The 12,168-nt window shown below is 66.8% G+C and carries 12 protein-coding genes; 6 read left to right on the top strand and 6 right to left on the bottom strand.

All coding sequences use genetic code 11. From position 1 onward, the window contains the following. Positions 1-185 precede the first annotated feature (185 nt). The gene (locus ACGFIZ_RS24860) at positions 186-521 is read left to right on the top strand and encodes a molybdopterin cofactor-binding domain-containing protein (RefSeq protein ID WP_393422975.1); all 336 of its coding nucleotides are present in this window, start codon (positions 186-188) and stop codon (positions 519-521) included. 94 nt (positions 522-615) lie between these two features. On the opposite strand, the gene ACGFIZ_RS24855 is transcribed toward ACGFIZ_RS24860, so the two are convergent. The 6 genes from ACGFIZ_RS24855 to ACGFIZ_RS24830 form a co-directional block, all read right to left on the bottom strand. Then, the gene (locus ACGFIZ_RS24855) at positions 616-1,809 is read right to left on the bottom strand and encodes an NAD(P)/FAD-dependent oxidoreductase (protein WP_393422973.1); all 1,194 of its coding nucleotides are present in this window, start codon (positions 1,807-1,809) and stop codon (positions 616-618) included. Then, positions 1,799-2,791, bottom strand: coding sequence for an ornithine cyclodeaminase family protein (locus tag ACGFIZ_RS24850; protein ID WP_393422971.1), 993 nt, complete (start codon positions 2,789-2,791; stop codon positions 1,799-1,801). Before ACGFIZ_RS24850 ends, ACGFIZ_RS24855 begins: the two co-directional genes overlap by 11 nt. Further along, on the bottom strand, positions 2,788-3,468 hold the full coding sequence (locus tag ACGFIZ_RS24845) for a GntR family transcriptional regulator (RefSeq protein ID WP_393422969.1): 681 nt from the start codon (positions 3,466-3,468) through the stop codon (positions 2,788-2,790). The genes ACGFIZ_RS24850 and ACGFIZ_RS24845 overlap by 4 nt, the downstream gene beginning before the upstream one ends. 83 nt (positions 3,469-3,551) lie before the next feature. Further along, positions 3,552-4,358: an SDR family NAD(P)-dependent oxidoreductase gene (locus ACGFIZ_RS24840; RefSeq protein ID WP_393422967.1), complete on the bottom strand. Its 807-nt coding sequence runs from the start codon at positions 4,356-4,358 to the stop codon at positions 3,552-3,554. Positions 4,359-4,384: 26 nt separating this feature from the next. After that, complete coding sequence (locus ACGFIZ_RS24835) at positions 4,385-5,209, bottom strand: M55 family metallopeptidase (protein WP_393422965.1); 825 nt, start codon at positions 5,207-5,209, stop codon at positions 4,385-4,387. Further along, on the bottom strand, positions 5,206-6,150 hold the full coding sequence (locus ACGFIZ_RS24830) for a N(4)-(beta-N-acetylglucosaminyl)-L-asparaginase (RefSeq protein WP_393422963.1): 945 nt from the start codon (positions 6,148-6,150) through the stop codon (positions 5,206-5,208). The genes ACGFIZ_RS24835 and ACGFIZ_RS24830 overlap by 4 nt, the downstream gene beginning before the upstream one ends. A gap of 154 nt (positions 6,151-6,304) precedes the next feature. Here ACGFIZ_RS24830 and ACGFIZ_RS24825 point away from each other — a divergent pair, with 154 nt between their 5' ends. From ACGFIZ_RS24825 to ACGFIZ_RS24805, 5 genes are read left to right on the top strand one after another with little or no spacing between them, the layout of a single operon-like run. Continuing rightward, a complete protein-coding gene (locus tag ACGFIZ_RS24825; protein WP_393422961.1) occupies positions 6,305-7,246 on the top strand; it encodes a dipeptidase in 942 nt (313 codons plus the stop codon). Continuing rightward, on the top strand, positions 7,243-8,613 hold the full coding sequence (locus ACGFIZ_RS24820) for a serine hydrolase domain-containing protein (protein ID WP_393422959.1): 1,371 nt from the start codon (positions 7,243-7,245) through the stop codon (positions 8,611-8,613). The genes ACGFIZ_RS24825 and ACGFIZ_RS24820 overlap by 4 nt, the downstream gene beginning before the upstream one ends. Positions 8,614-8,666: 53 nt before the next feature. Next, complete coding sequence (locus tag ACGFIZ_RS24815; protein ID WP_393422957.1) at positions 8,667-10,268, top strand: ABC transporter substrate-binding protein; 1,602 nt, start codon at positions 8,667-8,669, stop codon at positions 10,266-10,268. Beyond that, positions 10,265-11,287: an ABC transporter permease gene (locus tag ACGFIZ_RS24810; protein ID WP_393422955.1), complete on the top strand. Its 1,023-nt coding sequence runs from the start codon at positions 10,265-10,267 to the stop codon at positions 11,285-11,287. Before ACGFIZ_RS24815 ends, ACGFIZ_RS24810 begins: the two co-directional genes overlap by 4 nt. A gap of 2 nt (positions 11,288-11,289) precedes the next feature. Then, entirely contained in the window at positions 11,290-12,153 is an 864-nt protein-coding gene (locus ACGFIZ_RS24805; protein ID WP_393422953.1) for an ABC transporter permease, read from the top strand. Positions 12,154-12,168 lie beyond the last annotated feature (15 nt).

Here is a 12,168-nt window from a genome sequence, read left to right as displayed (position 1 = left end):
CCGGGGAGTCGCACCCGCGGCCCGAACGCATCAGGGTGTTCCATCGCAGCTCTCGCCCGCACCAGCCGGCCCGCTCACGGGTGGAGTACGCCGCCGGGTCCCGCAGCCTCCTGGATCAACCGGTAACGAACAACCCCGCCGCCCGCGCCCGCTGCATATGCTTGCTTTCCTCACGGTCCGCCATCGTGGCGTACGGCTGCGGCGCGGCGATCGACCGCCCGGGAGTGGTCGGCCAGCTGACCGGCGGCACCGTGCACGGCCACGGCATCGCGCTGACCGAGGCGCTGCGCCACGACGGGGCGGGCAGCCCGACGGCGGAGTCCCTCCTGCAGTACCGGATCCCCACCGCCTGGGACGCGCCCGATGTCACGGTGCGCATCATCGAATCCGGACGGCGCGCAATGCCCCGGGGCGTCAAGGGGGCCGGCGAGGCCGGCGTCGTCGGCACGCCCGCCGCGATCGCGGCAGCGGTACGCGACGTCCTCCGGCGGGCTGGCGCGAGCCCCGGGCAGACCGCTTGACTCGATCACCTGCCAATCCGGGAACTGGTCATCCGCCGTCTACTGCGCGAACACCGAGGCAGGTTCGGATCCCATTACGGGCCGACGCGCTCAGTCAGCGAAGCGGGTCGAGCGCGAGCAGTTCGGATGCCGGCTCACCGGTAGCGATCTGGCGAGCGAGGAGCATGCCCGTTGCGGGTCCCTGGGTCACTCCCCACATGCCATGACCACCGGCGGCGTAGACACCGTCGATTCTGGTGCTGCCGACCACGGGGATCCCGTCGGAGGTGATGGGCCGCGACCCGACCCATTCGTGCGCTCGCGTGCTCCAGTCCACTCCGCGAAGAACGCCCGCGGCCGCGCGTGCCATCGCATCGAGGCGGCCTTCTCGTGCGGGTGCGGACTCGGGCGCGAACTCCATGATCCCCGCGATCCGCAGACCCCCCGCAACCGGGGTGCAGGCGAGTCGTTGCTCGGGGAGGTAGATGGGATACGGAGCGGGTACGTCGGTCGCGACCGTGAAGGAGTAGCCGCGCCCCGCCCGGACGGGTGTCCGCACCCCCAGAGGTCTGGTGAGGGTGCTGAGCCGGGAACCCGTGGCGATCACCGCGACATCGGTCTTGATGGTGTCGAGGTGCGTCACGACGCGGACACCGGGTCGGATTTCGACCACATTGCGGGCCTTTATGTAGCCACCGCGCTCCTGCACGGCGTGCGACAGGTCGGCGAGGAAGGCCGCTGGATCCACGTGCCGCGTGTCGATGAGCTCCACGACTGACTGGATCGCCGAGCCGAGCTGCGGCGCCTTGTGCTGAGCCGCCTCGACGGAGAGCTCGATCAGGTCAGGACCGACAGGAAAGTGTCTCGCAGCACCTCGGTCGCGGTACCCGACCAGGATGGGGCTGTGCGTGACGGAGGCCGTCACACCGTGCGCCGCCAGCTGGTCGAACGCCTCAAGGCATCGGCCGTTCAGCCCGCTCATGGCGTGCCGCGCAGCCTCCCAGCGGCGACGGGTGCAGTTGGCTGCGAAGCGTGTCAGGAACCACCACATGCTGGGGTCCGACCAGGAGCTGACCGAGAAAGGATGGCTGCTTCGGAACAGCCCGTGCAGCCCCTCGCGAACCGTGCCCGGCTCGGTCAGGGGTACGGCGCGCGCCGGCATCACCCAGCCGGCATTCGCCCAGGAGCTCCCGGCGCCCACTGACTCCCTCTCCAGCACGGTCACCTCGAAGCCGTCCTGCTGGAGGAACCAGGCCGTGCAGAGGCCGACGATCCCGCCACCCACGACGATGGCCCGTCTAGTGGTCATCGCCGAGGCCCGGGGCGAGCAACCGTGCGACGGCGAGATCGGACACCGCCATGCCCACCGACTTGAACACCGTCTGTCCGGAACGCTGCTGCGGCTGGGCGAGCGCGGCCGCCAGCGAGCGCAGCTGGTCGGCGTGGAGGGCGCCGACGCGGATCGCGGAGATTATCTCGCCGGCCTCGGCAAGGCAACCGTGTACGTCGTCGACGACGATGTCAGTCGCTCGTGCGAGCAGATCACCGGGGAGCTCGGCCATGTCGGCACGGTAGGACCCGACAGCGTTGACGTGGACCTCGCTCGCCAAGGACGCGGCGTCGAACAGCGGCCTCGTGGACGCCGTTGCACAGCAGACGACCTGCGCCGTTGACACGGCCTCGTCGGCGTCGCGGATCACCTCGAAGGTGACGCCAGGAGTGTTCGCGCTGAGATCAGCGACCAAGCGCTCAGCGCGCTCGACTGTGCGATTCCAGATACGCACCTCGCTGATCGGGCGCACCAGGCGGACCGCCGCCACCTGCTCGCCTGCCAGGTGGCCGGCGCCCAGGATCGCGAGTCTGGTCGCGCCGGGGGGCGCGAGCACGTCTGTCGCGAGACTGACCATGGCAGCGGTGCGGAGGAGGGTGAGCCCGGCTGCGTCAGCACTCCAGATCGCTTTGCCCGAGCCGTCGAGCCAGAGGATGAGGCCGTCTACAGTCGTCAGCCGGGCCGATTCGGTGTCGGCGTGCGCGCTGACCCGCAGCACCTTCACTACCGCGTGTCCGTCGACGGAGCTCCGGGCGGCCATCACGAGGAGTCGTCCGTCTCCCAGGGACAGACGGAGGGGCTGTTCGACGGCGCCGTCCGCGCTGGCCATCACCGCCTCGCGTACGGCCACGCAGGCTGCACTGAGCGACACCTGCGCTCGTACGGAGGGCGACGTGAGGAACGGAAGGGTGGCCGGCTGATCGATCGTCTGAACGTGCCTGACAGCACTGCCTTCTTTCACTGCGGGCTCTCGTCCCGGCCCGCCCAGAGGCCACGCGTGTGCATCAAGTGCCTTCTCATCAGATCCGAGGCTGCATCGGGTTTGCCCGCCTCGATGAGATCCAGGAGCTCTGCGTGCTCCTGAGCGGAGTGCAGGAACGCGGCTGAACCGGCGACCTGTTGAAGACCGTAGAGGCGCACCTGGTCGCGCAGCAGACCCACGGTCTTGACGAGTCGCGCGTTGCCGGTGAGCTCCAGGATCCCCAGGTGAAGGTCACGGTCCCGCGCGACGAAGTTGACCATGTCTCCCTGGACCGCGAACTCGGTGGTCTCCGCGGCTATCTCCCGTAGTGCCGTCAGGTCCGGTGTCAGGCCCATCGCCGCGACCCGCGCGACTCCGGGCACCTCCAGCATCATGCGTAAATCCATCAGCTCGTCGAGGTCGGCGTCGGTGAGCGTCACGACACGGAATCCCCGGTTGCGCACCATCTCGACGAGCTCGTCTCGCGCGAGGTCCAGCAGCGCTTCGCGAACCGGCGTAATCGAGACGGCGAGCTGGTTTGCGACGGACCCGATCGAGTGAAGCTCGCCCGCGCGCAGCCCGCCGGAGATGATCAACGCTCGGAGTGCCTGGCCGCACTGGTCCCGAAGTGGAATGCGGGCGACCTCGGACAGCCCCGGGATCGAAGGTGTGGTCATGCCAGGCCTCTCTGAATCGATGGTCTGTGGCCGAGTGCACGTTGCCGCCGGCTCAACCTATGCGATGTCGTGGCTCCCACTGTTCAGTTGCTCGCATCGCCGTAGTTGAACGTTGTCAGGCAGCCGCCATCTACGGCGAGGATCGATCCGGTCATGAACGTGGACGAGTCCGATGCGAGGAACAATGCGACGTCGGCCACCTCCTGCACGGTGCCCTGCCGCCCGAGCGGTTGTCGCGCGGCCGCCCGTTCCCGGATCTCAGTTGCGACCGTGAACTGCTCCGGGGTCAAGGTGGGTCCGCGCCGGCCCAGCCCGGTGTCGATGTATCCGGGACAGATCGCGTTGACGCGCACGCCCTCAGGGCCGTAATCGACAGCCAGTTGACGAGTCAGGTTGATGATCGCGGCCTTCGAGGAGCAGTAGGCCGCAGCCAGCGGAGCCCCGATCAGGCCGTACGTCGATGCGATGTTGACAACGGCGCCGCCGTGCTTGGAGGACATCAGATGAGGCAAGGCGTACTTCGTGCAGTTGAAAGTGCCACCGATGTTGACCGTGAGCACGCGCGCGAAGTCTTCAGGCTCAACCTCGTGCAATCGCGCCTTGGTGCCGCCGACGCCCGCATTGTTGACGATGATGTCCATGCCGCCGAAGCTGCCCACTGCGCGTTCGACGAGTCCCTCCACCTGCTTGGGTTCGGCGATGTTCACCTGATCGAAAATGGCGGCGCCGCCGTCGGCCGTGATCTCACGTGCGGTGCGCTCCGCGTCGTCGCCGAGGACGTCGACCACGACCACGTTCGCTCCAACTCGGCCCAGCGTGGTCGCGATCGCCCTGCCGATGCCGTTGCCGGCCCCGGTGACCATCGCAGTGCGTCCGGTGAGTCGCGTCATCACGATCCTTTCGGAGCGGGCCGGCGTCATTCGACCAACCCGCGACAGAGCAGCACTACCGTGATGAAGCAGCGGTAGAGCGTGAGGGGATCGTCGGCGCGGAGGACGGCCGTGTGCGAACTCGTGCGTTCGACCCCCGCCACGCGGGCCGCGAGCTCGCAGTAGTCGGACGTGTGGAAGGCGATGTCCATTGTCAAGGGAGCCGTGAACTGCGGTGGTGTTGCCGCCTCGGCATCGGACACGGCCTGATATGCGGTCTCGCGGATGAGGTCTCGAGCCGACTGTGGGTGCAGGGACTCGGCCGCGAAGCGACTCACCGACCGTTTCACGACCGCCGCCCGCACCCGCGGCGCGAAGGAAGCGGTCTCCACGGCGGTGGCCTCGTCCCCCGTCACGAGAACAATCGGTACGCCGTGCGCCGCAGCGACCAGCGCGTTGACTCCCGACTCGCCCGCGATGACTCCGTTGATGCGGACCTCCGCGATCGCCGGCCGGAAGTAGGTGTGTGACAGGGCTGACCCGGCCGCGCTCATGGAGCCGTGGTAGGCGATCAGGAACACCGCGTCGAAGGAGCCGTCGAGCCCTTCCATCATGTACATGGGCTTGTAGCGACCGGAGAGGTACCGAGCGTTGCCAGCGAGCGAGTCCGGTTTGATGTTGCTCATCTTGGAGTGGGCGTCGTTGACGACAAACTCCGTGGCACCCGCCGCGATCGCGCCTTCGATCGCGGCGTTGATCTCACCGGTCAGCAACTGCGTGAAGTACTCGTACCGGGGGCCGCCGGCACTGACCTGTTCCCAGTCGACCACCCCTGCCACCCCCTCCATGTCGGAGGAAACGAACACCTTCACAGCATCGCCCTGGGATGGAGCTCGGGTCCGGTGGAGGACTCGGTCATGACGACGTAGTACCCGCCAGGCTTGCCCGCCGCGGCTCCGTGGCGACCGTCCGGCGTGAGCGCCAGGCAGCGCAGCTCCGCTCGGAAGTCATCGGGCAGCGTTGCGGCATCCTCGAGCATGTGGCGACAGGCTTCGTCGGGGTCCAGGCCACGCGCCAGCGCGCTCACCACAGTGCGAGCGCCCACGGCACGCATGCTCAGCTCGCCACGACCGGTGCAGGCCGCTCCGCCGTACCGGATGTCGGCGTAGTTGCCGGCGCCGGGGAGCGCCGAATCCCCGACGCGCCCCGGGTACTTCCACGGGTACCCGCTGGTCGAGACGCCGACAACCAGTTCACCGGCGCGGTCCAATGCCAGGATGTCGACGGTTCCCCAGGGGCCATCGGGCGGGTTGAGCCTGTGTACAAGGCGGAGAGCCGTCTCTCGATACCGAGCGTCACCCTTCTGCGCCGGGGTGGCGTCGCCCTCGACCGACTCGGTCGAGGGCCTCAGTCCGGAGACGAAGAGGGCTCTTGCTTCCTCGGTGAGCAGCTCGGCCTTCTGGAAGCCGTTCTCGTCAGCGAACCGCTCGGCGCCTTCGCCGACCAGGAGGCAGTGCTGCGGTAGTCGCTCCAAGACGCGTCGGGCGATCGAGATGGGGTTGGGGTAGGAACGCACGGCACCGACGGCACCGAACTGACGCGTGGAGCCGACCATGATCGAGGCATCCAGCTCTACGATGCCCATGGCATTGGGCAGGCCGCCGGTGCCGACGTAGTGGTCCGCGAGATTGTCCTCGCACAGGATCAGGCCCGCCTCAACAGCATCGAGCGCCGATCCGCCCGCGGCGAGGATCTCCATCGCGCGGGGAAGTCCGACCTCGCTGCGCTCGCTGCCGATCACTACCGGTTGCACGGGATTCCTTGTCGTCCTCGGTGTTGCGCTGGCGGATCCTCGCGATGCCTCTGTGGCCGCTGTTCCCAGAACCCTTGACACGGTGCGAGTAAGGTATTACACCTTACCTCTCGAAGCAATAGCGTGGCGGAGGACACAGTAAGAGGGAGTCGCTGTGATCGTCGACGGAACCTGTACGCCGGACTCGTGGTGGTCCGGATACCAGGACTGGATCGAGGGTGGCTTCACTGCCTGCGTGCTGAGCGTCGGCGGCGGAAGCGCGCCCGCCTCTGCGGTCGCGGCGCTGGGCGAGGTCCACCGACGCCTCCGCGAGACTGCCCGCCTTCAGCTGGTGCTGACCGCGGCGGAGATGCGTCACGCAGCCGCGCAGAGCCAGCTTGCGGTCCTCCTGCACTTCCAGACCACGCACCTACTGGGCGGGAATCCCGATCTGGTGGAGGTGTTCTGGCGACTCGGGGTGCGGATGTTCGGTCTGGCGTACAACCGGACCAGCCCGGTCGCTGGCGGGGCGCTCGACCCGGTCGACGAAGGCTTGAGCGCAGTCGGACGGCGCATGATCGCCGAGATGAACCGATTGGGCATCCTGGCCGATTTCGCCCACACCGGCTGGCGTTCCTGCGCCGAGGCGCTGGAGCTGTCATCGGGGCCCTGTGTCGCTTCGCACTCGAACGCGCATGCCGTGCACGCCCATCCGCGCAACCTGCCTGACTCGATCATCAAGGGCATCGCGGCATCAGGGGGAATCGTGGGAATGAACGGGTTCCCCGCTTTCGTATCGAGCGATGCCGCACCCACGCTCGATCAGTTCATCGACCACATGGTCCACATCGACAGCCTCGTCGGCCCTGGTCATGTCGGCTTGGGGTTGGACTACTGCACGATCACCTCGGCCGAGTACGAGGAGATGGTCGACAGCGGGGACTGGACCACCGACGACTACCCACCGCCGCCGTGGAACTACCCGCAAGGGATCGAGAATCCGCGGTCGATCGATTCGCTCGCCCAGCGCATGAGCGCGCGAGGGTACGCCGACCAGGAGATCAACGGCATCCTGGGGGCGAACTGGATGCGCGTGTTCGAGTTGGCGTTCCCATGAGCGACCGTCCCGTACACGCCGGCGGTGAGCTGAATCCCGAGCTGATCGAGCAGGCGCGGCGTGCCATGTCGCGCGGCGACGTCCCGGGCATGGCGATCGGCGTCCTTCACGACGGTGCTGCCGCGAGCGCTGGACTCGGGGTCACCAACATCGAGCATCCCCTTCCCGTCACCGGCGACACGCTGTTCCAGATCGGCTCGATCACCAAGACCTTCACCGTCACGGCCCTGCTTCAGCAGCTCGAGCGGGGCCACATCGATCTGGACGATCCCATCCGCCGGTTCATTCCCGACTTCGCCGTCCGAGACGCCGACGTATCAGCAACGGTCACTCTGCGTGACTGCATGACCCACTCGTGCGGGTGGGAAGGGGAGTTCTTCGCCAACACAGGCTGGGGCGACGATGCGTTGGCCGCGATGGTCGGCCGCATGTCCGAGCTGCCCCAGACGACGCCGATCGGGCAGATGTGGTCCTACAACAATGCCGCGTTCTATCCGCTGGGTCGCGTGCTCGAGGTCGTGGAAGGAGCGCCCTTCGAGCAGGTGATCCGTCGGTCGATCCTGGAACCTCTTGAGCTGGAGGGCGCATGCTTCTTCGCCCATGAGCTCCTGCACCGCAACTTCGCCGTAGGTCATACCCGGCGCGACGGGCGCACGATGATCGCGCGTCCCTGGGCGATGCCACGCAGCTCGAATCCGGTCGGCGGGATCGTCGCCAGCGTCGACCACTTGTTGTCCTACGCGCGTTTTCAGCTCGAAGGTGGCACCCTCCTCGGCGACAGCCTTCGCCTCGCGGCCCAGCGGCCGAACGGCCCAGCGGCGGACACTCCGAGCGTCGGGCTGGGGTGGTGGCTCGCCGGAGACGGTGAGGACCGGGTGGTCGAGCACGGCGGGGGCGCGAACGGCCAGCCGGCCCTGCTCGCGATGCTGCCGGAGCGCTCCTTCGCGATCGCCGTACTCACCAACGGCAGCGGCGGCTGGCTAGCTGCGCACGAGCTGCTCGCGTGGGTCAAGCAGGCCTACTTCGGCATCGAGGATGCGCACGCCACACGGTTGCCGGAAAGCTCGCTCGAGGACTGCACCGGCGCATACGAGACCATGCTCGACCGCTATGAGATCCGCGAGGACGACAGTGGCAGGACCCTGAGCGGAAGCGTGCTGGGGGACTGGCTCGAGGACATGGACCCACCGACTTCCGCAGAGCCCTGGATCGTTCCGGTCGAGCGAGCCACCGGCGACACGCTGCTCATGTCGCCCGGAACCCCTTCCGAGCAGGAGGCGAGCTTGCTGCGACGCAGCGACGACACCGTCGGCTGGTTGCGTCTCCACCGCCGCGCGGTGCCCCGCGTCCACCACCAGGCGGGCTGACCGATGTCCATCACGCGGTGCGGTACCCACTCCCAAGAAGGAGACAGAAGCACATGATAAAGCGATCTGGCATCGCCGCCGTCGTAGCCGTGGCCCTCGCTGTCCTCGCAACAGGCTGTTCGAGCAACGACCGCGCGCCGAGTGATGGAAGGTCGAAGTCTCGACCCATCGCCAAGCTCACCATCGGATCGACCCAGGTATCGACCCTCGACTACACCAAGAACAATGCGGGATACGGATCCGGCGTGGGCAGTCTGGCGCTTGAACCACTGCTGGTACTCGGCACCGACGGCAAGATCAAGCCGTGGCTCGCGGAGTCGTGGAGCCAGCCCGATGCCACAACGTACGTCTACCAGCTCCGCAAGGGCGTGAAGTTCACCGACGGCAACGAGCTGAAGGCGAGCGACGCGGCATTCTCGCTCAACTACTACCGCCAGCCCGGTTCGACCAACGCATATAACTTTCCCTCGACTCTGCAGAGCATCACGGCAACAGAGCCCTACACGCTGACGATCAAGTTCAGTGAGCCGAACGCCGCATGGGCGTCGGCGCCCACTCGAGCGTCCTTGGGCATCTTCGGGCAGAGCCATTTCGAGGCGCACAAGGCAACGTTCGGTAAGCCCGGAACGGCAGTCGTCGGGACCGGACCGTGGAAGGTCGACTCGTTCAATCCGACGGTGGGCGCCGAGCTCTCGAAGAACACGGCCTATTGGGGCGGGCCTGTCAACATCGACCGGATCGCTGTCAAGTTCTTCTCGAATGAGACGAGCCAGGCGATCGCGTTCCGCGCACACGAGATCGACATGGCCTTCCCGTTCGACAACCGCTCGTTCGCAGCTACCGCCGGAACCAAGATCCTGACAGCTCCCGGCCCCGGCGACCAGGGCAACTTCAGCATGAACGTCCTCCAGGCGCCCTGGGACGATGTCCACGTGCGGCGCGCGGTGGCCTACGCCTTGGACAAGGAGTCCTTGATCAAGGCGTACGGCGGGTACGCCGAGCCGCTGGACACGCTGATCTCGCCAGGGCTGCTCGCACAGCTCGGGAATAAGAACGACGTCGACGCCACGCTCGCGAAGGTGACGGACTACCCGTTCGATCTCGACAAGGCAAGGGCAGAGATGGCGCAGTCGAAGTATCCGGACGGAGCAGATGCGACTCTGTCGGTCTCGGACTCGGGTCAGACCTTCGCGACGACGAGCCAGGCGATCGCCGCACAGCTCAAGGAGATCGGGATCCGCGTGAAGCTCGACGTGCAGACCTCGGAAGCCAACTCCGCCGAGGTCACCGGCGCGGATCGCAAGGCGATTCGAGCTGGTTTCAGCGTGTGGGGTGCCGTGTCCGCCGATCCGGGTGAAGCGTTCGGCTACAGCATCGGCAGTGCCAATGCCACCCAGGGCAACTGGAACGCCACCAACTGGAGTACGCCGCAGACCGACGCGCTCATCGCCGATGGAATGCGTGAAAGCGACCCTTCGAAGCGGCTCGCGATCTATGGCGACCTGCTGCAGGACTTCGCCGCGGACGTGCCGTTCGTTCCGTTGTTCCTGATCGATGCGACCGCCGCTCTGTCCCCGGAGTTTGCCTGGCCCCACTTCGACGGGTTCTGGCGCTTCCGTGGCCCCTGGGCGCTGGAGATCGAGAAGGCCTCGTGACTCAGGCCATTCTCAGCACCAACGAGGTCGAGGTCGTTCCGCCGGGGCGTCGGTGCCGGCGGAACGACCGATGGGGACTGGTGGCGTTCATCGTTCGCCGGTTGGCCATTCTGTTGCTCCTGCTCCTTCTGATCTCGTTCGCCGTCTTCTCGCTCATCTACCTGGCGCCCGGCAGCCCGATCGACGCTCTGCTTGGTCCCCATCCACGCACGCCCGAGGCCGTCGCTGCCCTCACTGAGCGCTACCACCTGGACGAGCCGTTTCTCCAGCAGTACTGGCACTGGCTCGGCAACGCCGTGCGGCTGGACCTTGGGACCTCCATCCAGACCTCCCTGCCCGTGACCGACGAGATCGGTTTTCGTGCTCCGACCACGCTCCTCCTGGGTCTGTACGCGTTCCTGCTTACCCTGGTCCTCGGGGTCAGTCTCGGGATCCTCGCCGCGCTGAAGCAAGGATCAGCGGTTGACCGCAGTACGGTCGCAGCAGTCGTGGTCGCGCTGTCGACGCCGACCTTCGTGCTGGCCGTATTCCTCTTGTACCTCTTCTCCGTCCGCTTGGGCTGGTTCCCCGCGTTCGGCAAGGGCGAAGGCTTCCTCGACGGTCTGTGGCACCTGACCCTCCCGGCCCTGGCGCTTGCCCTGGGCGGATGTGCCTTCGTCGTCAAGCACACGAGGTCAGCGCTGATCGGAGTCCTCGACCAGGACTACATCGTGTTCGCGAAAGCCCGTGGCCTGGCGTATCGCCGCGTGCTGTTCTCCTACGCGTTGAAGAACGCCCTGATCCCGGTCATCACCATCAGCGGGCTGATCTTCTCGGGGTTGATCATCGGTGCCGTCCTCATCGAGGTGGTCTTCTCCGTCCAGGGGCTCGGACAGCTATTGGTGCAGTCGGCGACGGCCAAGGACCTACCTGTCATCCAAGGAGTCACGTTACTGACCGCGACACTCATCATGTTGACGGCCCTGGTGACTGATCTGGTCTACATGCTGGTGGATCCGAGAATTCGGGTGGGAGCCTGAGCATGAACCTGCAGCGCACGGAACTCGGCGCCGGGCCTACGCGCAAGCGTCGCCGACCGAGGCTCACCCTTGTCACGGTCTCGTTCGTGGTCATCGGCATCGTCGTCCTGCTCGTGCTGTTCGGACCTCTTCTTGCGCCCCAGGACCCAACTGCGCAGGACCTCGCCGACATCAACGCCGGGCCATCGACCGCGCACCTGTTGGGCACGGACGTGCTCGGACGCGACACATTCTCGCGGTTGATCGTCGGCGCGCGCTCGGCATTCATCGGGCCCCTGCTCATCGCCCTCGGTTCCATGATCATCGGCAACATCCTCGGCCTGGTCTCCGGTTATCGCGGCGGCCGCGTGGATGCGGTGATCATGCGCTGGGTGGACTTCATGTGGTCCGTCCCGACGTTGTTGGTCCTGATCGTCGTGGCGGCCGCGGTCGGAGCGAGCTACTGGCTGGCAGTTGGCCTGATGGTCGCGCTCACGGCGCCCTTCGACACGCGCGTGATCCGCGGAGCGACGTTGGAGCAGGTGCCGCGGCCATATGTGGAGGCCGTCAAGGTCCTGGGCGTCTCGGACCGACGCATCATGGTGCACCACATCTGGCCGAACCTGTCCGCCACCGCTCTCGCCAACGCCTTCCTCATCTTCGCGAGTTCTGTCGGCATCCTTGCCGCGCTCTCCTTCCTGGGGCTGGGGGTTGCGCCTGGCACGCCCGACTGGGGCTTGATGCTGGCAGAGAACGAGAGCCTGCTCTTCAGTCAACCTCTGGCCGCGCTCGCACCGGGTCTCATGCTGGCCCTGACCGCGACGTCGATGAACCTGGTGGGCGACTGGATCTACGAGCGCATGTCGAACCGAGGCATGTCGCGTTGACTGCGGCGAAAGGCG

Origin of the sequence: Micromonospora sp. NPDC048830 (assembly GCF_043198215.1) — a bacterium.
Taxonomy (GTDB): Bacteria; Actinomycetota; Actinomycetes; order Mycobacteriales; family Micromonosporaceae; genus Micromonospora.
Note: the sequence above shows the minus strand (reverse complement) of the source record. Positions and strands in the feature narration are given on the sequence as shown.